Consider the following 23,808-nt stretch of genomic DNA (forward strand, 5'->3'; position numbering starts at 1 on the left):
ATGGCGAAGCCAGTATTTAGTTTCACCCATAATCACTACACGCTCGAAATCGCTGAACTGGATGCGGTTGAGCTCGATGTACTGTCCTTCAAAGGCGAGGAATGGCTGAGCCAACCGTTCAAGTATACGGTGGCGTTTACCTCCCCCACGCAGGACATCGATGCTGCCAAGGTCCTCGGGAAGGATGCCAGTTTTCAGATGGGTTCGTCAGGGCAGACGCAGCCCAATCCGATCCCCGCCGCAGCGTCACGCACGTTGCATGGCGTGATCACAGGGTTCAAGCGCATCTCCAGCTCCAAGGATGAAGCCCGTTATGAGGTGACCCTGCAGGCACGACTGGCGCTGCTCAGCCGTGGCAAACAGTACCGGATTTACCAACATCAGTCGGTTCCGGAAATCGTCGAAAGCATCTTGCGTAGCCGCCACCAGTTCGAAGGTCAGCACTTTTTGTTCGACCTGGTTCGCGAGTACCCCAAGCGTGAACAGGTCATGCAGTACGGTGAAAGTGACCTTGCCTTCATCAGCCGTTTGTTGGCAGAGGTTGGCATGTGGTACTGCTTCACGCACAACGACAAGCTGTCGATTGATGTTGTCGAGTTTCACGATCACCAACGCCATTATCAGTTCGATGTCAGCCTGCCCTATCGGCCGTTGTCGGGCCTGACCAGCAGCGGGCAGGATGGCGTTTGGGCGCTGCAGGTCAGCCATGAGGTGGTGGAGCAGCACATCAATGTTCGTGCTTATCACCACCGCGATGCTGCGGCTTCCCTGGAGGGGGGCGTGGATCATAGCCGGGGTGCGACCGCTACGTACGGCGAGGGCTACCACTACGGCGAACCCTTCACCGCGCTGGGTGACGCAATTGCCCAGGATGAGGAATTGGAGAGTGAAAGTGGCTACTTCTACGCGCGCTTGAACCATGAACGCTTCCTCAACGGGCAAACCCGCTGCAGTGGCATCAGCAGCAGCGTGACACTCGCCCCAGGGCAAGTGGTCACAATCACTGATGGGGCACCGCAGGTCTTTGAGCCTGGGGTCGTCATAACGCATCTGACCGTCGAGGCTGCACGGGACCGTAGTCTGGAAGTCACCTTCGAGGCGATTCCCTACTCAGAGTCGATATGCTTTCGACCCCCACTGCCGAACAAGCCACAGATCGCGGGCACGGTGCCGGCGCGGGTCACCAGTACCCAGCAGAACGATCCTTATGGCCATATCGACCTGGAGGGTCGCTACCGAGTGAGCTTCCTGTTCGATCGGGACAGTTGGAGAGCGGGCGAGGAGAGTGTTTGGCTAAGGCTGGCGCGACCTTATGCGGGGGACACCCATGGCCTGCACCTGCCGTTGATCTGCGGCACCGAAGTGGCGGTGGCGTTCGAGCAAGGCGACCCGGACCGGCCCTACATCGCACATGCCCTGCACGATAGCCAGCACCCCGACCATGTCACGCTGCGCAACTACAAACGCAACGTGTTGCGCACACCCGCGAACAACAAGTTGCGCATGGACGATACGCGGGGGCAGGAGCACGTCAAGCTCAGTACTGAACACAGTGGTAAGAGCCAGCTCAATCTGGGGCATCTGGTCGATGCCGATCGCCGGCCTCGCGGGGAGGGCGCGGAACTGCGCACCGATGGGCATGCCGCGATCCGTGGCGGCAGTGGCATCTTCATCAGTGCTGATGCTCAGCCTCAAGCCCAAGGGACAATGCTAGAGATGGGAGCAGCGTTGGCTCAGCTCAATAACGCTCTGGCATTGGTGAACGCACTGGCGCAAAGCGCAGCTGTGTCGGGAGCGTTACCAGCTGATAATCAGGCCCAACAGAGCCTGCGGGAGGCATTGGCGCGGCTCAAAGATTCGGGACTCCTTGCCTCGGCACCTGCCGGGATAGCTATGGTTACACCTGCAAACATCCAACTATCGGCAGAAAACTCTATTACAGCTACGGCTGGTGATAGTGCTGACTTCAGCCTATTCAAACGTTTTAGCGTGGCCGCAGGTGAGGCAATCAGTCTGTTCGCCCAAAAGTTAGGGCTCAGGTTAATTGCGGCTCGTGGCCCTGTGGACATTCAGGCACAAAGCGATGCGATGACGTTACAAGCAGACAAGGAACTTGCTTTGAATAGTAGTAATGGCGAGATCGTTCTCAATGCCCAACACGGCATCACTCTGGTTAGCAGAGGTGCCTATATCAAGATAAAAGACGGATCTGTTGAGATCGGTGCCCCGGGTGAACTGCATATCAAGAATGACAATATCGCTTGGGGAGGCACTGCCTCATTGGAGAAGGCCCTGGCGCCGATGATTCTGGAAGATCCTGTTTACATCAATCCCATGCAAGGTGGCTTTCAAGTTAGAGATAAAGTCAGTGACCAGCCAAAACCTTACGTACGGTATCGAATTGAAGCTGCCGATGGCAGCGTGCTCAGAGGTATGACAGATGGGAATGGTTATACACAATCCCACTATGGAATTGATCTTCAAAGCATAAAGTTATTCTTTGAGTAACTTCGGAGTGATAGGAAATGAGCGGTGCGGATATCTCAGTAGCAGAAAACAGGATTTGCAAAAGTAAACCCGTTGTAGTGGCTCATCATCAATCGGTACAGTGTTATTTTTGTCCGGAAACCGAAGAGTTGGTTTTTATTGCTGACAGTGAGGCTGCAGAGTTTGAGGCGCATTGGAAGGAAATGCAGCAGTGCGTAAATGATTTTCATCAGGAAAAAATTAATTACTCCGTTGCAATTGAAGAATATGGAATTGCTGCAGAAACCACAACAGCGCCTGAGGCGTCATTTCATGACGCTGTAGTGCGAGCTGAGAAAAATTTGGAGCTGAAGCGAGAAAAGTTAAAAGAAAAAATTGGTGAGTTTTCTACCCAAGACATGAAATATAATGATGTTGTGGAGCTTGTTCCTGTTAGTGGTCAGTCTGCTAAAAGAAAAGCGGGTAAGAAACGAGCGCCTGTAGTTTATGTAAAAAAAGGTTACTACAGTAAAGGCAAGGATGGCAGAAAACTCCATACTGTGTCGTTGAAAAGTAGTGACAAAAAAGGCGGCGCTGAATGTATCTTTGAGCGACGCAGTGATGGAAAGATTCGACGCATAGACGACAAGAAGCTTAAGCGGCAACTTGCCGGATTGAATTGGCCAAAAATAAAAATTGATCTGAAGGATGTTGTTAAATGGGCAGACCTTGGTTTTGATCCTGAGGCGCTGAGTATGGATTGTTCACTTTTTGACTGGGCAGATAGCTGGAATGCTGCCGCACAAGGTGAGGCAACGTGGGGGGATCATATTGACTTTGAGGGCGGAGCACAGTTTATGCGCTTTGTTTCCAATTTCGGCGCAAATGTTGAAATTGATCCACGTAAGCAACAATTCTCCATCAAAGGAGAGGGTGGCGGCAGCTTGACTGCGGCTGCCGGCATAGCGTCCTTTTCAATTTACGCCCCGGATCGCATCGGATGGGCGCTTACAGTTAATCCCTCTGATGAGAACGAGGTCCCGTTTGATTTAGGGATGATGCGCCTAAGTTTGAACGTTCGCTTGGCCGCATTTATTGGAGCGACGCTTCAGGTGGAGGCTCAATTCCAGGTGGTCAGTAGTGGTGACCAGCAAACCGTCATGGGCCAACCTGGTCGTTTGAGACGTTTCAGTGAAAGAAGAAGCCGAGCTTACGATTTTCATCAGCAGATGAACAGTGAAGATGAAGGGATAGAACTTTCGGCAGAAGCTTTTGCAGGTGCGAGGGCGGAAGGAACACTGACGGGATCACTGCAATGGTTAAAGCCGACGGCGGCAGGGGAAACAAATGGCGGTATACTGGAGACTACTGGAGAGTACGTCGATTTTTGTAAAATAGGACCCAGTATTGCAGGGTTGGCGGGGGTGGGTGCCGGCTTGAGTTTTCATTGTACTTTTATTAATGGGAAGTTTTGTTTTCATTTTGCAGCCTCTCTATGCAAAGGGGCGGGTGCCAAAGGTGGCTTTATTTGTGAGGTGGATGGCAATACCTTTCTGGAGTTTGGTGCTTGGTTGATTTATCAATTGAATGAAAGGAATTATGGTTTTTTTAGAGTCATGGATAAGGCCGCATTTAGAGTGTATACGAACTATTGTGTTATGCAAATGGAGGTCGTTGAAGCTAATGTATATGAGTATTACTCATCCGCAAAAGAATCGATTGAGAAAATTGCAGATGATTTCAAAAACCAGGTTGGTGAATTGGCTGGTGAGACAAAGAGGAGTGTTGATGCTTCGAGACGACGGAATCAGTTAGCTAAGAATGTTATCACTCGACAGTTAGATCTGTTGCGCTACACACCTGAAGCTAAGGGTATATTGCTTTATCTTCTAACGCGTCATGGTAAGTGGGACAATATAGATCCAGGAAACATAGAGTTTTTCGATCGCTACGGTGAACGAAAAGAGGCGGTGCTTTGTGTGCTTAGAAGTATTCAGAGCAAGCCGGAGTGGCGTAAAGTATTGTCTCGTGTCAATGCGCAAGGGAATGGCCCATCAGAGGGGTACGATGAGTTGGACGCCGTCGAGCGGCATGAGCGAAGCTTGGTGGAATTTCTTAAGTTAGGGAGGGATCGAGATAGAGAGTTATATGAAATAAAATATAAGCGAAGCGAATTGGCCATAATTTATGATCGGTTGAAGGAATTTGGTTCTTCTGGTTATGCGCTCGCTATGAATGATACGGTCTATTATAAGCTAAACGTTGGTCGTAATCCGAATTACCCGCGTCGCTGCAAGTTTGGTCCTTGTGGTGCGGGCGTTGCTTAAGTAAATCTAATTGGAGTGGTCGTGAAAAATTTTAAGGTGTCTCTATCTTGTTTGGTTTTTTTGAGTTTGTCAGGCTGCGACCAGTTGGCGAACGGAGTTGATCATAAGGAACTCGGGATAACGCCGATAGAGATGACGAATTTTATCGAAGAGGTAAAAAGGGACTTGGTGTTTGTTGAGGGTGGTGAATATTTGATGGGGGATTATGGCTTACAGTATGGGCCGGAGCAAATGTCTTATGATAGTGATGAAGACAGTCGGCCAGTACATAAGGTAAAGTTGAGCACCTTTTCTATTGCAAGATTTAAGATCTCAAATAAAGAGTTTGAGATGTATCTTAAGAGCAATGGTCTTAATTTGCGTTCTTTTGAGGAGGGGCAAAGACAGGAGGATTGGAAGAACATTCATTCTTTACCTAATTTGCCAGCGCATATGGACTGGTATGAAGCCGACCGCTATTGCAACTGGCTGGCTAAAGTGTCCAATCTTCCTTTCTCATTACCCACTGAGGCCCAGTGGGAGTACGCGGCACGCAGCCGCGGGCAGTTTTTGATGGTGGCCACTGATGACGGTACTTATAAGCAGACAAATGATGGTTTTACTAAATATGGGGGAGGGCCGAAAGGAATTAACATTTCTACTTATCGAGATCGTGAGGATTTTGCTAGACAAATGGGGTGGAGCACGGAGGGGCTTACGCCCTTGCCGGTAGACAGGTTTCCCCCCAATCCGTTGGGCCTTTATGCCATGTCGGATAATGGGCTGGAGTGGGTTAAAGATTGGTATGACGAAAATTATTATCAGTACTCCCCTGAAATTGACCCCCAGGGGCCGGAGACACCAGTGACCAAGGACTACTATGGCCGGGATACAAAAGTTGCACGTGGTCAGGCATATGCCAATCCCAGCTGGGGAGGAGGAGTGAATGTGCACAGAACCCCTAAGAATCCGCATGGTTATGCATCTGAACATAAAATGATCGTGTTGGGCGACAAAACGGCGAGGTGTGTTGTTAATAGTGGCAATCGGATTGAGTAACGGTGATCTCTATATTTCAGGGGGGTGTTTAAATATAGGCTGCCTGAAAGGCGGGTAATGATTTTATTATTTGGTGCTTATTGATATGCGCGGAGTTATTCGTGTTGGCGACAAACTGTCTTCGGGAGGCAAGGTACTTGCCGGCACCCGTGGATTGAAATTTATGCAGCTTGATGTCGCTTGCGTAGGTGATGCTGTTTTTTGTCCAATACCTGGGCACGGCGTGAATGAAATAGCAGAGGGGGATACAGGTTCGAAAGTTAAAGGTCGGCCCATTGCTTTAGACGGTCATTGCTGTTCCTGTGGTTGTGAGTTAATCACGTCGCTTCCTCAAGCAGGTAGGCTGTGAGATGGCAGTTGACCTGAACTCATTACCCGAGAGGCGATTGCTACCCCGGCAACCTCGGCACTGGCGGTGGGGTGTGGTCATCTTGCTTTGTTCGCTCGTAATTGGCGGGTTGATGGCCCTGCTTTGGCGGGTGGACAGTTGGCATACATCATTTTGGTTTTGGATCTGCGCATTATTAGGAGTTTTGATTACCGGGTTAGTGTTCTACGCACTGCGTTTGTTGGCGTACGAGAAACATCGAGATTATATAGAGAGCTGGAATGAGAGTCGCGATGAGTTGGAGCGGTCACTCATTCGGCGCGGCCAGCGTACGGTTGCCGTATTGGCCGTATCCTATTGTTCTGGGGCGGGTAATAATAAACTTGCTCAGGCCCTGCGTTTGGGTAGTAAGCCTCTCCAACCTATTTATCTGGAAGGACAAGCCTTGACAATGCGGTTGAGCCAATTAAAACCGTCGGTACAAAATCAATCAAAGTCCGAATACGCTAAGCGTTTACGTGGATTTTTACAAAAAGTTGTACGTGGGTTGGAATCTGATTTAGAGATCGGGGCGCGCAGTCTTGCTGTGGATGTTCGTATTAGGCATAACCAAGTGCTTTGCAATGAAGAGCTTCTGTCTATTTGGTCTGCAGTTACCACCAACCACCGTTTAACTGATAACGTGGTCTTTGCAATGGACGATGATGGCGTAATGTGGCTGGACACTTGGTTGGATGCGCCGGAACGACATCAACTGTTAATGTCCGTTGAAATTAATCTTTTTCTAAACCCCGTTGCTGAACAGGCCGAGACCGTGACAGCTGTGTTGTTGGGGTCTTCGCAGTGGTGTAACACGCAAAAAATTGATTCGATCGCCCTGGTTCATCGCCCTGTCCAACTTGAGTGCGCTGGTCGCTCTATCAAGGATGCAGTTACGGATGCATTTCTTTGGGGGCAACTGCGTGCCGGAGAAGAAACGTACTTCAGTTGGCAGGCTCAGGTGCCTGGTGACGTTTTACGTGAGACAAGTATCGCTGTGAATGCAGCACGTTTCCCTTTTAACGTGGCCAGGTGTCATCGATTGGATGATTCGTTTGGTTTACCTGGATGTGCAGTAGGTAATGTCGCATTAATCGTTGCTAGTGAGTGTGCCAAGGCGGAGGACGGTCCGCAGGTGGTCCTGCTACACGATGCCTCTGCTCAAATTTTTATTGTCCGGCCTGCATGAGATCTTGAAATAGGGATTGATCGTGAAAAAGAAGAGAATCAGCGTCTGGATAGTGATCCTGTGTTTGCTCGTTGCGGGTGGGGTATTGATCTGGGTCGATAATCCCGTAGTGCAGGTGAGGAGTGAGACTGCACGCTTGCAATGGACAGCAGTGTTGTTGATCGGCTGTTTGATATTTCTCTTTCTCGATGGCGTCGGCGAATTGGCTATCCGAATGTTGGGCGCAAGAGATTTTATTGCTCTGATGGGACAAAAGCTCGGAGTCAACCGGACTCGTTCGACTGGCAGTAACGTGGTTTCTAATGCTGAGGATCCTTTCGGCGTACCCGAGTTGAGGGCGCATTTGAAGGGACGCTACGGCTTCTTCTGGCGGCGCAAAATTCGACTGTTGTTGGTGGTCGGTGAGTCTGAGCAGATCGAGGCGATTGCCCCTGGGTTGAGCGAGCAGCGTTGGCTGGAAGGGCAAAACACCGTGCTGCTGTGGGCCGGCAGCATCCAAGGTGAACCGCAAGACGCGTTGCTTTTGCAGTGGCGCGGCCTATGCCGCAACTGTGCGCTCAATGGGGTGGTCTGGGTGTTGAACAAAGACCAAAGCAATAACGTAAGCGCGATGAACGATAGCGTTCGTCGTTTGCAGAATCTGGCCAAAACCCTACGCTGCCAATTGCTGCTGCATGTGTGGCAGGTCTGCGACAGTATGTGGCCGCAGCACGCGCGCGAAATCGGAGCGGTAGGCTGCATGCTCCCGGTACCATTATCGCCAGTGCGGCTCGCCGACCACTTAGGCATGCTCGCACAACCCTTACGTGAGCAGGGTCTATCGCAGCTTCAAAAAGACTCTGATCATGATTTCTTGCTTCGATTGTCACGCGATGTTGCGACCGAGGGTGTCTCCGGATGGTGCGCTGCATTGTCCGCGCTGTTCCGGCGACGCGACGTTTGGTTGCGTGGAGTGTGGTTCAGCTTACCGCTGCGACTCCAGAACAACCTTCGCGTGGATCATCACTGGCCTGAAGACCCAGCATGGTCAGGGATCCTCAACGATCGCTCCGCCCGAGCCCGGCGACTGGGTTGGCACCCAGCCAGAGTCGCCTACGTTTCTGCGCTCGGCCTCGCTTTCATTTGGGGCATCGGCTTGCTGTTGTCGTTTGCGAGCAACCGTGCCGAGGTCGGTCAGATAGCGGCGGCGTACAGCGCTTTGCAGCAGCCTGTAGCAGGTACAGACACTAAACAGGCACTGGGTGAGCTGGTACGCGAACTCTCCCGCCTGGGCTACCGATCAGAACACGGCGCACCGTGGTATCAGCGCTTTGGCCTGAGCCGGTCGCACGAGCTGCGTGAAGCGGTGTGGCCCCTCTATACGCAGGCCAATAACCAGCTGCTCCGTGACCCAGCCGTCGCTGAGCTGGAAAAACGGCTCAAGGCGTTGGTCAACTTGCCTCCGGCGAGCTCTCAGCGGACACAGCAGGCTTACATCTACCTCAAAGCCTATCTGATGCTGGCGCGCCCAGAAAAAGCCGATGCTGCTTTCCTGGCCGAGACCTTGGGCGCTGCCGAACCGACATTGTGGACATTCTACGGCCAGCATCTGCCCGAGCACCCTGACTGGGCGATCAAGGCCAATCTCAGGTTGATCGCCCAAACACGCCAGGTGCTGCTGCGTGAACTGGGTCAGCGAAACGCTGAAAGCAGCCTGTACCAGCAGGTCCTCGACACCGCGGCGAACCACTACCCGGCGTTGGGTTTGCAACAGCTGGTCGGCGACACCGATGCAAGCGCTCTGTTCGCCAGTGCTGAACAGGTCCCCGGTGTATTCACCCGCCAAGCCTGGGAAGGGCAGGTTCGTGCAGCCATTGAAGACTCGGCGCAAGCCCGGCGCGAAGAGATCGACTGGGTACTCAGCGACCACCCCAACGACATCGCCAAGGCGCTGAGCCCCGACCAGCTTAGGGAGCGGTTGACCACCCGCTACTTCCAGGATTACAGCAGTGCCTGGCTAACCTTCCTCAACAGCCTGCGCTGGCAGCAGGGCCATGGCCTGCGCGATGTGATTGCACAGTTGACGCTGGTGAGTGACGTGCGCCAGTCACCATTGATCGCCTTGATGAACACGTTGAGCTACCAGGGCCAGGCCGGCGTTCGTGGCCAGGCCCTGGCCGATTCCCTGATCGAATCCGCGCAGAAGCTGGTAGGGCAAAAAGCAGCACCGATCGTCGATCAACTTCCCCAAACACCCAGCGGCCCGCTCGATAGTACCTTTGGCCCTTTGATGGCGTTGCTGGGCAAGGACACTGAAGGGCGATCAGTCGATGGCCGCCTGAGCCTGCAAGCCTTCCTCACGCGGGTCACCGGTGTGCGCTTGAAGCTGCAGCAGGTGGTCAATGCGCCCGATCCCGAGGCGATGATGCAGGCCGTGGCACAGACGGTATTCCAAGGTAAAGGCGCGGACCTGACCGACACCCAGGCCTATGGCAACCTGATCGCCGCCAGCCTCGGCGCCGACTGGGGGCCAGCGGCCAATACGCTGTTCGTGCAGCCGCTGGATCAGGCGTGGCAACAGATTCTGCAGCCGTCGTCGGCCGGCCTCAACCGGACCTGGCAGCGCGCGATCGTCGATGAGTGGCAGGGCGCTTTCAGCGGCCGCTATCCCTTCGCCGTCACCAGCAGTGACGCCTCATTGCCCATGCTGGGGCAGATGATCCGCGCCGACTCCGGGCGGATCGAACAGTTTCTGGCACAGCAACTCACGGGGCTTCTGCGCAAGGAAGGCAGCCGCTGGGTGGCCGACGCGGGGCAGAGCCAGGGGCTGCGTTTCAACCCGGACTTTCTCACCGCGATCAACCAGCTGAGCCAGTTGGCCGATGTGCTGTACACCGATGGCGGTATGGGCTTGAGCTTCGAGCTGCAAGGCAAGCCTGTGCGTGATGTGGTGCAGACCACCTTCGTACTCAACGGTGAAAAGCACCACTACTTCAACCAGCGAGAAAGCTGGCAACGCTTTCGCTGGCCCGGGCAGGGTGATCATCCGGGTATCAGCCTGACGTGGAGCAGTGTTCATACCGGCGAACGTCTGTTTGCGGACTACCAGGGCACCTGGGGGCTGATTCGTTTGTTGGAGCAGGCCAACGTCACGGCGTTGGATGACGGCGACAGTCGCTTTCGGGTCGTGCTGGATGCGCCAGATGGCCTGGGCCTGACTTGGCATTTGCGCACGGAGTTGGGCGAAGGGCCGCTGGCGCTGCTCAAGTTACGCGGGTTCAGCCTGCCGCGAGAGATCTTTCTGGTAGAGGGCCGTGATACCCCGCAGTACACGCACAATGGGGGCTTCGAATGAGCCTGAAAAGCCTGATCGAAAGCTGTTTGTCCACCAGCGAGCCACTGGTCATTGCCCGCAAACACAGCGAATCCTGGGAGCCTTGGCTAACGCCCATCAGCGGTGATGCACCGGTGGGAGAGGACCCGGGCTACGACGACGATTTCCAGCGCATGCGCGAAGAGGTCAACAAACTCTCCGGGGCGGATGTCGACCTTGTGGCCCAACTGGCGCAGAAGCTGCTCCAGCAGTCCTGCAAAGACCTTCGTGTTGCCACCTACTACCTGTGGGCACGCTTGCATAGGGACGGTGAGTCCGGCTTGGCAGATGGCCTGAGTTTGCTGGCGGCGCTGATGGAGCGCTATGCCTGCGACATCCTGCCGGCGCGTCCCAATAGCCGCAAAATGGCCCTGGAGTGGCTTGCCGGCAGCAGGGTCCTGGCAAGCCTGTCGCTGTACCCTCAGGTGGTCAAGGCTGAAACTGAGCGAACGGTGGCTGCGCTGGTGTGGTTGGAGCACGGCTGCAGCAACTGGCCCGCAGACCAGCGCCCGGGGCTGGACGCCTTGTACGGCGCCCTCAGCAATAGACTCGCTATGTCGGGAGGTGTTGATGCAATCGTCCCGCAGACCAGCAGTGACTCACCGCCGAGAAGTAGCGCCCCTGGCCCGAGCGCATCACCCATCAAGTCCGGTCGCGATTTGCTGGACAGTGGCCGGGGCTTGGCCAGCTACCTGCGTGAACAACCAGAAGGTTGGCTGGCAGCGCATAGGCTGATGAAGAGCTTGCGTTGGGACACCGTGCATCAGGTACCACCGCAAGACGCACAGGGTATTACCCGGCTGGCGCCCCCGCGCGGTGAATACCGTGCCCAGTTAAAACGCCTGCACGTGCAGCAACGCTGGAGTGAGTTGATCGACCAGGCCGAGCGGATGTATGCCGAGGGCGTCAACCATTTCTGGTTGGACCTGCAATGGCATCTGCATCAAGCCTTGAGCAAATCACCCCAACCGCAGGATAGCTGGGCAGCCATCGTCAAACATGACCTGAACATGCTGCTGCAGCGCTTGCCTGGGCTGGACATGCTGTATTGGAACGATGGCTCGGCCTTCGCGGATGAGACCACACGCGAGTGGATCAACCAGCACGTCAGCGACAGCCGCGCCGCGCAATGGCTGCCTGCTGCAGCCTCGGCAACCACCACGGCAACCTGCGAAATCCTCGCGCTGGAACCTGAGGCGCTGGCACAAGCCGATGCTGAGGGTGTCGAGCAAGCGCTGGCGTGGCTTGCAAACCGGCCTGATACGCAGGCCGGGCGGCAACGCTGGTTACTGCGCCTGCTGATGGCCCGGGTGGCCGAGCAGTACGGCAAGGCCGAACTGGCCATTCATTTGTTCACTGAGCTGGATACCACCGCGCACCACCACGCACTGACCCTCTGGGAGCCTGAGCTGATTTTCGAGGTCAAGGCGCGCTTGCTCAAGCTCTTGCGCTTGAAGGCACAGCGCAACGATGCCGACCGGCCAGCACTGGCGCGGCAGATGGAGCAACAGCTGGCGGCGCTGGTAGCCATTGACCCGGTACGCGCTGCGGTGCTGTGCAGCTAACTCACATTGATCAGGATCCTGTTTTGAGTAAGGACAACCCAACCCTACGGTACTTCGATGCCGAGATGCGCTACCTGCGCGAAGCGGGTAAAGAATTTGCCCAGGCGTTTCCGGACCGCGCGGCGCAACTGAATCTGGATAAACCTGGGGCGCAGGACCCTTATGTGGAGCGCCTGTTCGAGGGCTTCGCGTTCTTGATGGGGCGCCTGCGCGAAAAACTGGACGACGATTTGCCCGAACTGACCGAGGGGCTGGTCAGCCTGCTGTGGCCTCACTACCTGCGCACCATCCCCTCGCTGGCCATCGTTGAGCTTATGCCTGATATCAGCCAGATGAAGGGCACCGAATCCATTGCCAGGGGGTTTCAGGTGCTGTCTCAGCCAGTGGGTCCGCAACGTACCCGCTGCCGCTATTCCACGACACAGGATCTGCCACTTCAGCCGCTCACGCTCGACACCGTGCGGCTTGATCACGAGCCTGATGGGCGTGCGGTGCTGCGTTTGCGCTTCTTGTGCGGGGAGATGGCAGATTGGAGCCGGCTGGATCTTGCTCAGATACCGCTGTACCTGAACGCCGATGCTGCATTGGCCAGTGCACTGCATCAAGCACTGACCTTGAAGGTACAGGCGCTGTATGTGCGAATGCCGGGCGAGGCAGAACGCCAAGTACTTGAAGGCCACTTCAAGCCCAAGGGCTTCGCTGACGATGACCGTCTTTGGCCCAAAGGTGATAGTGCGTTCAGTGGCTATCAGCTGCTGCTTGAGTACTTCACCTTCCGCGAAAAATTCATGTTCGTGACGCTGTGCGGTTTGCAATCGTTGTCATTGCCACTGGGCGCTACTGGGTTCGAGCTTGATGTCGTGCTGTGTGAAGCCTGGTCGCATACCTTCACGCCCAACGAGGAGCACATGCGTTTACATGCGGTCCCCGTGATCAATTTATTCCCCCTGGATGCGGACCCGCTCAACCTGGACCCACTGCAGAACGAATACCTGCTTCGCCCCATGCGGCTGCAGGACGGGCACACGGAAATCTATTCCGTAGACAGGGTCTTCGGTTCGAAAAACAGTGTCCGTCAGGACTACGTGCCTTTCAGCAGCTTTCGCCACAAGGGTGGCATGCTCCGCGATGAAGCCCCGGAGCGGTATTTTCATACCCGCCTCAGGCAGGGCGCCAATGGTCTTCATGACACCTGGCTGATCCTGGGCGGGGAAGGCTTTGACAACGATGTGCTGCTCAAGCGCAAAAGCCTGTCACTGCGCCTTACCGGGACCAATGGCCAACTGCCGCGCAAGGCCCTGCGCAGTACATTGCTCGACACTGCCGCGCAATCTACCCAGGCCGGGCTGCAGGTGCGCAACCTGACCTCACCCACGCTTCCATGTTATCCGCCGAATCGTGATCGGTTCCACTGGCGGGTACTGAGCCACCTGGGCTCGAACTTCTTGCCCATGCTCAACAGTGCCGAAGTGCTGCGTGGCACGCTGGCGTTGTACGAGTGGACGGGGAGTGAAACCAATCGCCGTCGCTTGGAGGCCATCGTTGAAGTCAGGCATCACCTTATCCAGCGGTTCGAAAAAGGGTTCCTGCTGCGCGGCGTGGATATCGAGGTGACGCTCGACAGCAATGGTTTTTCGGGGGAGGGGGACATCTGCCTGTTCGGTGAAATGCTCAGCCGGTTCTTCGCGCTGTATGCCGACATTCACTTGTGCACGCAACTGACGTTGATCCTGCAACCGACGGGGAGGTGCCTGCGATGGAGCGAACATCACAGTCAGCGTATTCCAGGCTGAAGGCAGAAGGGCTTTTGCAGGTACTGGAGGGGCAGGTTGCCTCGGCCAACGTGTATCGCGTCTGCCAGTTGGTGGAGCAGGTACTGGCCGATCATCCACCGCTGGGCAGTACCACACACCCGGTTGATGATGGGGTCCGCTTTCGGCCCGACCCAGGCATGGGCTTTCCCGCCAGTGAGCTGAAGGCCATAGAGTTCGACGACGCCTGTCCCGAACGCCCTATAACGATACGAACGCGGCTACTGGGCTTGTACGGCGTCGATTCGCCGCTGCCCACCGCCTATCTGGACGACATCGCCCAGCGCCGTGAGGGCCACGAAGCTGTAGAGGCGTTTCTCGATATCTTCAACCATCGGGTGTTCACCCAGTTCTATCGGATCTGGCGCAAATACTCGTATCCCGCGACTTTTGAGGCGGGCGGGCACGATGCGACCTCACAGTGCCTGTTGGGCTTGATCGGGTTAGGGATACCGGGTACGGCCGAGCGTATCGCCACGCCCATGTCTCGCTTTTTGGCATTGCTCAGCGTGATGCGCTTGCCGACCCGCAACGCTGAGGGCATTGGCGCGTTGGTCAAGCTGCTGGCGCCGAGCACGGAGGCACATGTCACCGGGCATTGGCCGCAACGTGTCGTGCTTGAGCGACCAGCCAGCCTGGAAACGAAAAGCCCGGTAAGTCTTTCCCAAGGCATGCCGCTAGGCGCTGTCGGAACGGATGCGAACAGCCAGTTGCGCCTGTTGCTGCACACCAATGATCCGGAAGAGGCGCGCGAGTGGCTTCCTGGGGGGCAGTTGCTGCTCGACTTGCGGGTGCTGCTGGAGGTGTACCTGGGGTGGCGCTGTACGGCCAAGCTACAGCTGTCGATTCCGCTGCGTCTGCTGCCCGTGCAGGCACTGGGCCGTACGCAAGTCAGGTTGGGAATGACGGCAGTACTGGGCTTGCCGACGGGCGAAGAGGCTACAGCCCACACCGCCACCATCACAGTCAACCTGGGCCGCTATCAAGGCTTGCAACTGAATCCTTGCAACAGGGAGGTAGCGCATGTGGCGTACCGCTTCTAAACGCTTCACGGTCGTGGCGCTGGCCGCCCTGCTGGGCGGCTGCGGCCTCACCCAGAAGGTTGTGGATGGTACCGCTTCTACGGCCCGTGCGGTTTTCTACAAGCAAGTCAAAACACTGCATCTGGATTTCACCGGCCGGTCAGCGATGAATACCGACAGCATCGAGATGAGCGGGTTGTCCGTTCCGGTCCTGGTGCGTGTCTACCAGTTGCGTGATCACCAGGCACTGGACAAGGCAACCTACGACGATCTGGTCAGCCACGGCGAGCGCGTGCTGGGTGGCGACTTGTTGAACGAAAAGGCCGTAGTGGTCAAACCTGGTGCGGCGGCTCAGCTCAGCACGCCTTTGCACAGGCAGGCTCAGTACATTGTCGTGATTGCCTTGTTCCGAAACCCGGACATGGAGGAAAACACGTGGCGCCTGACTTTGCAGCGTGATGACCTCGACCCGGACCAGCCCAGGGTCGTCGAGTTGGGTGACAACCGCTTGATGTTGCGCCCGCGCAGCGAGGACTGAACGCATGATCGAACCAAGCCCTTCGCTTTACGAAACGCTGCTGCAGAATTTCAGCGGCGAGTTGGAGCTGGATCGGGTCAGTGATGATGATCAGCTGACGCTTTCGGTGCTGGACAATCTTCAGCGCATTCTAAACAGCCGGGCCGGAACACTCGCCCACCTTCCGGACTATGGCTTGCCGGATATGGGCACGGTTCTACAGGGGTTGCCGGCCTCGGCCCATGATTTGATGAACGACATCGTAGGCACCTTGCGCAGGTATGAGCCGCGGCTCGCAGAGGTACGCATCGGGTTGCTGCCTCAGCGACGGCCAGGCCATCTGGAATACGCACTCGACGTACACATCAAGGGCGGTAGCCGGGCCACCTTTGGGACCACGCTTGCACCTGACGGGAGGGTGGTTGTGCGTCACCTGAAGCAGCAAGGCTATCTCACCAAGCCATAGACCTACGGACAAGGAGGCCAGATGACGGCGCTTTTTGAAATGCGAATTCGCCTGGGAGGCGACCCAGGCAGTTTTGATGAGTTCAACGTGTTGCGCGGCGAGTTGGCCAAGCTTGATCATCCCGCGTGTCCTGACGTTGACTGGGCAAAAGTTGAAGCGTTGTGCTTGAGGCTCTTCGAACGGAACGGGGTGGAGCTGCAGACGGCAGTGTCCTTTATCCTGGCGCGTAGCTACCGTACCGGGCTCGCTGGTTTGACCGAGGGGGTGGCACTTCTCTCTACCCTCACGAACGAGTGGCCGCGCTTGTGGCCGTTGCAGGCTTCAGCTCGGATGGATCTCATCGCCTGGTTGTTTGCTCAGCTGCATCCCCTGGTTCGAATGCTGGAATGGGGCAGATCGAGTCTGGCGACGCTGAGGGAATTGACCGTTGAGTTGGGGCGGCTGGAGCACCGTCTGGAGCGGCTTGGCCAAGCCCCCTTGGCTTCGCTGAAGGTGTTTCGACAGCAGATTAGCAACGTGATGCAGCGGATGTCGGGCAGCAGGGACGTGCCGATGCCGCTTCCGTTGCAATCATGGGCATCACCACCCGAGCCAGCGCCTAGCCCTCCGATCGCTGCGGTTGTCTCAGCACCACCGACGTACACCTTTGTCGTCGAGCCAGCGGCGCAGAAGCGCGCGGTGTTGCCGTGGTTGCTGACACTGACGGTCACCAGTGTCTTTGTGGGGTGGCTGGGCTGGCAAGAATGGGCATCCAGGCGAGTCAACGAACCCCCCACGCCTGAGCCGATCCAACTCGACAGTCTGAATCTGTTCGATCCGGGCAGTGCCGAACTGAAGCCCGGTTCAACCAAACTGCTGATAAACGCACTGGTTGGCATCAAGGCTCAACCGGGTTGGCTGATCGTTATTTCCGGGCATGCGGATGCGCGGGGTGAGGCGGCCAGGAATCTCGACCTGTCCCGTGCCCGTGCTTCAGCCGTGCGCGACTGGATGCAGCGCATGGGGAACATCCCGGACAGTTGTTTTGCTGTTCAAGGTGTCGCGGCCAGCCAGCCGGTCAGCAGCAACGACACCTTCGATGGGCGGGCGGAGAATCGTCGTGTGGACATTCGTCTGGTGCCACAAGGCACTGCATGTGGCGAGCTGGAGGCCGGGGGGCGTTCGGTGAGAGGTGGCGGGGCTGCGCCAGACGGTGGCGGGGCCTTATGAGCGGTAGCGGTTACCCGCCGGGCTCAAGACCTGTCCGCCCAGGCGCCGCAACGATGGCAACAACTCTGCCCCGAGATGGATCGCTTCCTCCAGGTGGGGAAAACCGGACAGGATGAAGCAGTCCACCCCAATTTGATGGTACTGCTCAATCCGCTCCGCCACCTGCTCATAACTTCCCACCAGTGCCGTGCCTGCGCCGCCGCGGACCAGGCCGACGCCCGCCCAGAGGTTGGCGGACACTTCCAGCTCCCGTGCACCGCGTCCACGGCCCTTGACCAGCCCGGTCTGGCGCGACTGACCTACCGATTCATAAGCCGCCAGTTGCGATTGCGCCCGGTCGATGGCGTCCTTGGGAATTTCCTCCAGCAAGCGCTCCACATGGCTCCAGGCTGCCTCGTCAGTGGCGGCGGCAAACACATGCACGCGCAATCCGAAGCGCAGGGTGCGACCCCGCGTGGCTGCCAGTTCGCGCATGCGCAGGATGCGCTCGGCAATCATCGCCGGCGGCTCGCACCACATCAGGTAGGTCTGGGCATGGGCGGCGCCGACGTGCTCTGCGGCACCGGAGGCGCCACCAAAATAGATGGCCGGCATCTGCGCCCTTGGGTCGATGGGGTGGTCACCGCCGCCGCGGTAGTAGCGCCCGTGATGAGGCGGTCGGCGACCGGACCAGATGGCCTGGAAGGCGTCGAGGAATTCGTCGGTACGGGCGTAGCGTTCGTCATGTTCCAGGTAGTCGCCAAGTGAGCGCTGTTCAAAGCGGCTGGAGCCACTGACCACATGCAGGTCCAGGCGGTTGTCGCTGAGCAGTTGCAGGGTGGCGGCGCGGTGCGCGCTCCAGGCGGGCAGTTCCAGCCCTGGGCGCAGGGTCAGGAGAAAGCGCAACCGGCGCACTTCCTGGGCCAGCACCGCGGTGATCAGCCAGGGGTCCTCGAACCCGCTGGCGGTGGGCACCATGATGCCGTCGAAGCCCGACAGCTCGGCGGCGCGCACGATCTGGCGCAGGTAGTCGAGGTTGGGCTCGCGCTCGCCCTGCTGGAATAGCCCGACCTTGGGCAGGCCGCTGCTGGTCAGGTGACGGCCGTCGCCATTGGTGGGCAGAAACCAGTCCAGCTCGATCGGGCCGCGGGGTTCAGTGGCCATGTCGTTGGCCCTCCTTGCGCAAGCCCTGGCCATGCAGGAGGGGGAGGATACGCTCGCCGAAGCGCAGCACTTCACTGACGGCCGGCTGGTCCTGGATGATGATCTGTTCGATGCCCACGCCGTGCAGTTCCTGCAGGCGCGTGGCGATTTGCTGCGCGGTGCCCACCAGGTACAGTGGCTGACCGGGCCGCAGCTGCAGCAAATTTGGGTGAATTTCAAACTGCCGCAGTGGATGCCGGTTGCGCGTCAACCGGCGCATCGGCGCGCCGCAGGGTTGGGCCTGGAGGTCAGCCGCCAGTTGCCGGGCGGCAGCGTCCCAGGCCTGCTCTTCGCTGTCACCCTGGATCAGGCCGAATGAGCTGGCAAAGCCCAGGCGCCCGGTGGAACCCTCCCGGAGCCGGGAAATTTCCTGTTCCAGCCAACCCGGTGGCGCGGACGGCAGCAGGCACAGGTGAGCATGGGCGGCGATCAGCGCGGCATTCTGGCTGCCATCGAGTATCAATGTCGGCGCGGGCAGCGGGCGCTTGGCGAAGCCAGCGTTCTCCAGCTGGAAGTAACGGCCGCTGTAGTTGAACCCCCCTTCATTGGGGCTCAGCAGGCGCTCGAGGATCTCCAGGTATTCGCCAATCCGCTCGCTGCGCTGATCGCGGTTGAGCCATTCGCCGAAGGTCTTGCGCAGGCTGTGCTGTTCGCTGTCCGGCAGGTGCAGGCGAATCCGGTTGGCACTGATGGACTGCAGGCTCTGCAGCGTGCTGGCCAGTGCAGCCGGCAGCATTACTTCTGCCGGCACGCTGACGGTTAGTTGCACATGGCGGGTATGGGCACACAGCGCAGCCGCCACGCCGAGGCTGTCGGCGCAGGGCGCGCCACCCGGGATCCACAGGCCGTCGATGCCTGCATATTCCACCGCCTGCGCCAGTTGAATCCATTGCCCAGGCGTTGGCACCGGGCTGCAAAATGGCATCTGCCAACTGAATTCAAGGGCCATGCGCGGGCTCCGGGACAGAGAAAGACGAAGGACGGGTCATCATCCCACCGTCGCCCTGGCCTGGGTAGACCGCGGTTGCCAACCCAAAGCCGGGGCGATTTGCTGGGCGATGATCTGCAAACGCTCGAGCACCTGGGCCTGGGTGGAACTTTCGGCCTGGACCACGACGATCAGGTAATCGGCATAGGGTAGTAACGCAGGGTCGTTACGCAGGCTGTGGATGACCTCGTCGGGATGCCCGTGATGGACGTTGAGCAGGCGCAGGTGCTCTTGCAGGTCGATGGCCTGGTCAATCAGGCCCTCACGTTGCAGCCGCGGCACATGGCGCTCGATATCCACCGCCAGCTCGGCTTGGGCGGTGGCCTGGTCGACGGCCGGGAAGACCGCGCGGACCACGCCGATGCGGGGCTTCTCGGTGGGGTGGTCCCAGGCGGCCAGGTACGCATCGGCCAAGGGTTTCTGCACGGTCAGCGGGTCATGGGTCGCCGTGCCGAGCAGAAAGCCGTTGCCTTGGCTTGCAGTATAACGGGCACCTTCCAGGCTGGCGTGGGAGTGCCACAGCCGTCGCGCCAGGCCGGGCGCTGGCGGCTGCAGGGTCAGTTCGCTGCCGGTGCGCAGTGCCTGGCCACCGAGCAGCGCCTGCAACCGTTGTTGATCTTCGGCAAAGCGTGCCTGGCGCTGTTCGGGATCACGCGCGAAGGCGCTGAAACTGTCCAGGTTGGCGCCGCCGCTGCCCAGCCCCAGTTGCACGCGCCCCCCGCTGAGCTGGTCGAGCACACTGGCGTCCTCGGCCAGCCGCACCGGGTCTTCGAAGGGCAGTACGGTGACGGCGGTACCCAGCTCGATATGCCGGGTACGTTCGGCCACTGCAGCAAGTGCCAGCAGCGGCGAAGGTAAGCGGCCAAAGCCGTTGCTCAGGTGATGCTGGGCGATCCAGCCCCCATCGAAGCCGAGGGTTTGGGCAACGTCGAATTGCTCCAGCAGGTCCTGGTAGACCTGATGCGGGTCTTCCCCAAAGGCATGGGTAAGAAAGCCCAGCTTGAACGGTGGGCGGGGAGTGGCGGCAGTCATGACAGGGACAGCTCCTTGGTAGGACGGGCAACGCCGGGGCGCCAGCCGAGGGCCGGCGCAATCTGTTCGGCGATGACTTGCAGGGCGCGAATGGCCTCGCGCAGTGGCGTGCTGGCGGTCTGTACCTGGACGATCAGGTGATCGTGGCTGCCCAGTTGCGGCCCGGCCTGGAGGCCCTCCACGATGGCCTGCGCCGAGCCATGGAGGACGCCGAGGCGGTGCAGCGTTTCATTGAAGTCGCCGTCCAGCGGGCCTTGATAGACGCCGATAAGCTGCTGGCGCTTGAGGTAGGTGTGAATGTCCTGACGCAGCGCATCGCTGTGGGCCAGGGGGAAGACGCCCTGCACCCGGGCGATGCGTGGCGGGGTGCCGTTGTCGCCGGTCCAGGCGTCGCGATAGCGTTGCACTGCTTCGATTCCGGCGTGCGCAGGCAGGTGTGGATTGGGTGCCATGATCAGGCCGTTGCCGCGGGCCGAGACCAGTTCCACCCGCGAGGTGGCTTCCCACAGGCGCCCGCCAAGGCCGGCCGGCTGAGGCTGCAGGCGCAGCCCCTCGGCATTCAGGGGGCCGTTGCCCAAGGCCGTTTGTAGCTGTTTGAGGTTGTTTTCGTAATCGCGGTGGCGCTGTTCGTGCTCGCGGCCGAAGGCACTGAAGGTGTCCGGGTCGAAGCCTGCGCCCAGCCCCAGCTCCAGCCGCCCGTTGCTCAGCAGGTCGAGCACGGCGGCGTCTTCGGCCAGCCGAAGCGCTGGCTCCTGCGGCAACACGATGATCCCGGTGCCCAGGCTGATGCGTCGGGTGCGCTGGGCGACCGCCGACAGTAGCACCAGCGGCGACGGTAAACGCCCCTGTTCACTGGCAAAATGATGCTGGGCCAACCAGCCGCTGTCGAAGCCCAGCGCCTCGGCGGCCTGGAACAATTCGATGGTTTCACGGTAGACCCGCGGGTGGTATTCGGGCTGGTACACCCGGCTGAGAAAGCCGAGGGAAAATCCGCCACTCATGGCTGCTTCTCCTGTGGAATGAGGGGCAGAGCGGTCAGCGCTTGCGCCGCCCCGGCGAGGTCGGTGGACTCCAACAGGCCGTTGAACGGGCTGATGGTCAGATACCCCCTGGCCAGCCAGACCGCTTCATCATCCTGCTGTGCCGAGGTGGCTGGCGGGCTGTACTGAAAGCTGATGCCAGGTTTGCCGGCGAGGGCGGGAAAGAGCGGCGCGAGGTCGTCGGTGTACAGGGGGTCGAAGCCGACATAGCTACCGATGCGCGTCAGGCGCACGCCCTTGATCGCGCTGTCGGCGGGGACGTTGACGTTCAGCCCCAGCCCGCTCGGCAGCAGCTTGCCGTCGGGCTGGCGATGGCGGTCCAGGGCGTCCACCAGCTTGACCACGAGGGCAGCGATCCGCTGCGGGTCCTTGTCCTTGAGGTCGGTGCTCACCGCCAGCGCCGGATAGCCCGAACGGACGGCGACGCTGGCGGCGTTGAAGGTGCCGGAAGCTGCGTTGATGGCGCCCACGTTGTTGCCGGGGTTCGGCCCAACGATCACCAGGTCCGGCGCCGGTAGTATCTTTTTCAAACCCATCAACAGCGCCATGACGGGCGTGCCGCTGATCTCGATCTGAACCTGCTGGCCGGCGCAGGCCTCGCTGCTGCACAGGCCGGTTTCGTGGGTACTGATGTAGTAGCTGTCCGGGTAGGCGGGATCGTTGTCGCGGCCCACGGTGACCTCGCGGCCATAGAGAAAAGCGCCACCCCGAGCGCTCTGTTCGCTTTGCGGCGCAGCGATCTTCACGTGATGCCCGGCGGCCTTCAGGGCGGTGTACAGCGCGCGAATATTCGGATGGCGGTAACCGTCGTCGTTGCTCAACAGAATATTCAGGGCGAAGGCCGGGCTGGCGGCCAGGCCGCACAGGGCCAGCAGCAGGCAGGGCAGCCTCTTCATGCCGGCACCTGCGCCGGGCGGCTGAAGCGGTTGGTCGGCCGTGGCAGGCCGAGGTTTTCCCGCAGGGTGCGGCCTTCGTATTCGTGGCGAAACAGCCCACGTGCCTGCAACAGCGGGATCACCTTGTCGACGAAGACATCGATGGAACCTGGGAAATACGGGAAGAACACATTGAAGCCATCGCAGGCACGTGCCTGAAACCAGGTTTCGAAACTGTCGGCGATGTCTTCGGCGGTGCCGATCACCGGGTTACCACCGGCCAGGCGCAAGTACAACTGGCGAATCGTCAGGTTCTCGTTTCGGGCCAGGTCCAGCACTTGCTCGCGGCGGCTGCCGCGCTGGCCGGGCGGGGTATCGGGCAGTGGGCCGTCTAGGTCGAACCCGGACAGGTCGATGTCCTCACCCAGGGTGTCGGCCAGCAGGCGCAGGCCGAGAACCGGATCTATCAGCGCCTGGAACTCTTCGAATAGCGCCTGGGCCTGCTCGCGGGTTTGGCCAATGAACGGGGTGACACCGGGCAGGATCTTGATGTGGTCGGGGTCGCGGCCCAGCGCGGCGGCACGCGCCTTGATGTCCTGGTAGAACGCCTGCGCTGCCGGCAGTTGATGATGGGCGGCGAAGATCACCTCGGCGACCCGCGCAGCCAGGGCTTTGCCGGACTCCGAGGCACCGGCTTGGACCAGGACCGGGTGGCCTTGGGGCGGCCGCGCAACGTTCAGCGGCCCGCGGACCGAGAAGTGTTCACCACGGTGGTTGAGGGTGTGGAGCTTGTTCGGATCGAAATACTGGCCGCTGGCTTTGTTGCGGACAAAGGCATCGTCGTCCCAGCTGTCCCACAGGCCCTTGACCACGTCATGAAACTCTTCGGCGCGCTGGTAGCGGTCAGTGTGCTCGATGTGGGTTTCCCTGCCGAAGTTCCAGGCCTCGTCGGAGACCACCGAGGTGACAAGGTTCCAAGCGGCGCGGCCTTTGGAAAGGTGATCGAGCGAGGCGAACTTGCGGGCGATATGGTACGGCTCGTTATAGCTGGTAGTGGCGGTGGCGATCAGGCCGATGTTGTCGGTGACCGCTGCCAGCGCGGCCATCAATGTCAACGGCTCGAAGTGCTCACCGCGGGCAGTGCGGCTCAGTGCGTCCAGGTGATGCCCCCATAGCGCTACCACATCGGCGACGAACAGTGCATCGAACCGGCCCCGTTCGGCACTGCGGGCGATGGCTTTGAAATGGTCGAAATCCAGGCTGGCATCGGCCTGGGCGAGCGGGTGACGCCAGGCGGTGACATGGTGTCCGCTGTTGGCGAGAAACGCCCCCAGCTTCAGTTGGTCGGTGCGACGGGTCATG

19 protein-coding genes are annotated in these 23,808 nt (G+C 58.8%); 12 read left to right on the plus strand and 7 right to left on the minus strand.

All coding sequences use genetic code 11. The features are described 5' to 3' along the window. The 5 genes from APH34_RS20380 (at position 1) to APH34_RS29305 (ending at position 7,387) form a co-directional block, all read left to right on the plus strand. On the plus strand, positions 1-2,508 hold the full coding sequence (locus tag APH34_RS20380; RefSeq protein WP_054902686.1) for a type VI secretion system Vgr family protein: 2,508 nt from the start codon (positions 1-3) through the stop codon (positions 2,506-2,508). A 17-nt stretch (positions 2,509-2,525) separates the two neighbouring features. After that, entirely contained in the window at positions 2,526-4,793 is a 2,268-nt protein-coding gene (locus APH34_RS20385) for an ATPase (RefSeq protein WP_156358099.1), read from the plus strand. A 21-nt stretch (positions 4,794-4,814) separates the two neighbouring features. After that, entirely contained in the window at positions 4,815-5,831 is a 1,017-nt protein-coding gene (locus APH34_RS20390; protein WP_082422853.1) for an SUMF1/EgtB/PvdO family nonheme iron enzyme, read from the plus strand. Between the two features lie 85 nt (positions 5,832-5,916). Next, positions 5,917-6,180 carry a PAAR domain-containing protein gene (locus APH34_RS28840; protein ID WP_082422857.1) on the plus strand — a complete coding sequence of 88 codons (264 nt, stop codon included), beginning with the start codon at positions 5,917-5,919 and terminating at the stop codon, positions 6,178-6,180. Between the two features lie 112 nt (positions 6,181-6,292). Continuing rightward, positions 6,293-7,387, plus strand: a complete 1,095-nt coding sequence (locus tag APH34_RS29305) for a hypothetical protein (RefSeq protein ID WP_156358100.1) — start codon at positions 6,293-6,295, stop codon at positions 7,385-7,387. Here the strand turns inward: APH34_RS29305 and APH34_RS30045 are convergent. Continuing rightward, positions 7,368-7,898 carry a hypothetical protein gene (locus APH34_RS30045; protein WP_256215782.1) on the minus strand — a complete coding sequence of 177 codons (531 nt, stop codon included), beginning with the start codon at positions 7,896-7,898 and terminating at the stop codon, positions 7,368-7,370. The genes APH34_RS29305 and APH34_RS30045 overlap by 20 nt on opposite strands. Positions 7,899-8,174: 276 nt before the next feature. Here APH34_RS30045 and APH34_RS20395 point away from each other — a divergent pair, with 276 nt between their 5' ends. From APH34_RS20395 to APH34_RS20425, 7 genes are read left to right on the plus strand one after another with little or no spacing between them, the layout of a single operon-like run. Beyond that, the gene (locus APH34_RS20395) at positions 8,175-10,721 is read left to right on the plus strand and encodes an ImcF-related family protein (RefSeq protein WP_236183033.1); all 2,547 of its coding nucleotides are present in this window, start codon (positions 8,175-8,177) and stop codon (positions 10,719-10,721) included. Further along, positions 10,718-12,304 carry a type VI secretion system protein TssA gene (gene tssA, locus APH34_RS20400; RefSeq protein WP_054902689.1) on the plus strand — a complete coding sequence of 529 codons (1,587 nt, stop codon included), beginning with the start codon at positions 10,718-10,720 and terminating at the stop codon, positions 12,302-12,304. The genes APH34_RS20395 and tssA overlap by 4 nt, the downstream gene beginning before the upstream one ends. A 23-nt stretch (positions 12,305-12,327) precedes the next feature. Next, positions 12,328-14,097, plus strand: coding sequence for a type VI secretion system baseplate subunit TssF (gene tssF / locus APH34_RS20405; protein WP_082422854.1), 1,770 nt, complete (start codon positions 12,328-12,330; stop codon positions 14,095-14,097). Beyond that, positions 14,061-15,158 (plus strand): type VI secretion system baseplate subunit TssG, encoded by a 1,098-nt coding sequence (gene tssG / locus APH34_RS20410; RefSeq protein ID WP_054902690.1) that lies wholly within the window; start codon positions 14,061-14,063, stop codon positions 15,156-15,158. The genes tssF and tssG overlap by 37 nt, the downstream gene beginning before the upstream one ends. Then, positions 15,139-15,675 carry a type VI secretion system lipoprotein TssJ gene (gene tssJ / locus APH34_RS20415; protein WP_054902691.1) on the plus strand — a complete coding sequence of 179 codons (537 nt, stop codon included), beginning with the start codon at positions 15,139-15,141 and terminating at the stop codon, positions 15,673-15,675. The genes tssG and tssJ overlap by 20 nt, the downstream gene beginning before the upstream one ends. A gap of 4 nt (positions 15,676-15,679) precedes the next feature. Next, positions 15,680-16,120 (plus strand): type VI secretion system baseplate subunit TssE, encoded by a 441-nt coding sequence (gene tssE / locus APH34_RS20420; RefSeq protein WP_054902692.1) that lies wholly within the window; start codon positions 15,680-15,682, stop codon positions 16,118-16,120. A gap of 21 nt (positions 16,121-16,141) precedes the next feature. Next, complete coding sequence (locus APH34_RS20425; protein ID WP_054902693.1) at positions 16,142-17,329, plus strand: OmpA family protein; 1,188 nt, start codon at positions 16,142-16,144, stop codon at positions 17,327-17,329. On the opposite strand, the gene APH34_RS20430 is transcribed toward APH34_RS20425, so the two are convergent. From APH34_RS20430 to APH34_RS20455, 6 genes are read right to left on the minus strand one after another with little or no spacing between them, the layout of a single operon-like run. Beyond that, positions 17,324-18,472 (minus strand): LLM class flavin-dependent oxidoreductase, encoded by a 1,149-nt coding sequence (locus tag APH34_RS20430; RefSeq protein WP_054902694.1) that lies wholly within the window; start codon positions 18,470-18,472, stop codon positions 17,324-17,326. The genes APH34_RS20425 and APH34_RS20430 overlap by 6 nt on opposite strands. Next, positions 18,462-19,460: an LLM class flavin-dependent oxidoreductase gene (locus APH34_RS20435; protein ID WP_054902695.1), complete on the minus strand. Its 999-nt coding sequence runs from the start codon at positions 19,458-19,460 to the stop codon at positions 18,462-18,464. The genes APH34_RS20430 and APH34_RS20435 overlap by 11 nt, the downstream gene beginning before the upstream one ends. A 39-nt stretch (positions 19,461-19,499) precedes the next feature. Then, a complete protein-coding gene (locus APH34_RS20440; protein ID WP_054902696.1) occupies positions 19,500-20,531 on the minus strand; it encodes an LLM class flavin-dependent oxidoreductase in 1,032 nt (343 codons plus the stop codon). Further along, on the minus strand, positions 20,528-21,532 hold the full coding sequence (locus APH34_RS20445) for an LLM class flavin-dependent oxidoreductase (RefSeq protein WP_054902697.1): 1,005 nt from the start codon (positions 21,530-21,532) through the stop codon (positions 20,528-20,530). The genes APH34_RS20440 and APH34_RS20445 overlap by 4 nt, the downstream gene beginning before the upstream one ends. Beyond that, positions 21,529-22,467: a 5'/3'-nucleotidase SurE gene (locus tag APH34_RS20450; protein WP_054902698.1), complete on the minus strand. Its 939-nt coding sequence runs from the start codon at positions 22,465-22,467 to the stop codon at positions 21,529-21,531. The genes APH34_RS20445 and APH34_RS20450 overlap by 4 nt, the downstream gene beginning before the upstream one ends. Next, the gene (locus APH34_RS20455) at positions 22,464-23,807 is read right to left on the minus strand and encodes an LLM class flavin-dependent oxidoreductase (protein WP_054902699.1); all 1,344 of its coding nucleotides are present in this window, start codon (positions 23,805-23,807) and stop codon (positions 22,464-22,466) included. The genes APH34_RS20450 and APH34_RS20455 overlap by 4 nt, the downstream gene beginning before the upstream one ends. Position 23,808 lies beyond the last annotated feature (1 nt).

The organism is Pseudomonas sp. NBRC 111131 (assembly GCF_001320525.1).
Taxonomy (GTDB): Bacteria; Pseudomonadota; Gammaproteobacteria; order Pseudomonadales; family Pseudomonadaceae; genus Aquipseudomonas; species Aquipseudomonas ceruminis.

What these genes read in the sequence shown, in the direction of transcription:
- APH34_RS20450 (WP_054902698.1), bottom strand. Translation starts at nt 22,467, where the DNA reads ATGAAGAGGCTGCCCTGCCTGCTGCTGGCCCTGTGCGGCCTGGCCGCC.
- tssE (WP_054902692.1), top strand. Translation starts at nt 15,680, where the DNA reads ATGATCGAACCAAGCCCTTCGCTTTACGAAACGCTGCTGCAGAATTTC.
- APH34_RS28840 (WP_082422857.1), top strand. Translation starts at nt 5,917, where the DNA reads ATGCGCGGAGTTATTCGTGTTGGCGACAAACTGTCTTCGGGAGGCAAG.
- APH34_RS20455 (WP_054902699.1), bottom strand. Translation starts at nt 23,807, where the DNA reads ATGACCCGTCGCACCGACCAACTGAAGCTGGGGGCGTTTCTCGCCAAC.
- APH34_RS20440 (WP_054902696.1), bottom strand. Translation starts at nt 20,531, where the DNA reads ATGACTGCCGCCACTCCCCGCCCACCGTTCAAGCTGGGCTTTCTTACC.
- tssJ (WP_054902691.1), top strand. Translation starts at nt 15,139, where the DNA reads ATGTGGCGTACCGCTTCTAAACGCTTCACGGTCGTGGCGCTGGCCGCC.
- APH34_RS20430 (WP_054902694.1), bottom strand. Translation starts at nt 18,472, where the DNA reads ATGGCCACTGAACCCCGCGGCCCGATCGAGCTGGACTGGTTTCTGCCC.
- APH34_RS20445 (WP_054902697.1), bottom strand. Translation starts at nt 21,532, where the DNA reads ATGAGTGGCGGATTTTCCCTCGGCTTTCTCAGCCGGGTGTACCAGCCC.
- APH34_RS20380 (WP_054902686.1), top strand. Translation starts at nt 1, where the DNA reads ATGGCGAAGCCAGTATTTAGTTTCACCCATAATCACTACACGCTCGAA.
- APH34_RS20435 (WP_054902695.1), bottom strand. Translation starts at nt 19,460, where the DNA reads ATGGCCCTTGAATTCAGTTGGCAGATGCCATTTTGCAGCCCGGTGCCA.
- tssA (WP_054902689.1), top strand. Translation starts at nt 10,718, where the DNA reads ATGAGCCTGAAAAGCCTGATCGAAAGCTGTTTGTCCACCAGCGAGCCA.
- APH34_RS20395 (WP_236183033.1), top strand. Translation starts at nt 8,175, where the DNA reads ATGCTCGCACAACCCTTACGTGAGCAGGGTCTATCGCAGCTTCAAAAA.
- APH34_RS20425 (WP_054902693.1), top strand. Translation starts at nt 16,142, where the DNA reads ATGACGGCGCTTTTTGAAATGCGAATTCGCCTGGGAGGCGACCCAGGC.
- APH34_RS20385 (WP_156358099.1), top strand. Translation starts at nt 2,526, where the DNA reads ATGAGCGGTGCGGATATCTCAGTAGCAGAAAACAGGATTTGCAAAAGT.
- APH34_RS29305 (WP_156358100.1), top strand. Translation starts at nt 6,293, where the DNA reads ATGGCCCTGCTTTGGCGGGTGGACAGTTGGCATACATCATTTTGGTTT.
- tssG (WP_054902690.1), top strand. Translation starts at nt 14,061, where the DNA reads ATGGAGCGAACATCACAGTCAGCGTATTCCAGGCTGAAGGCAGAAGGG.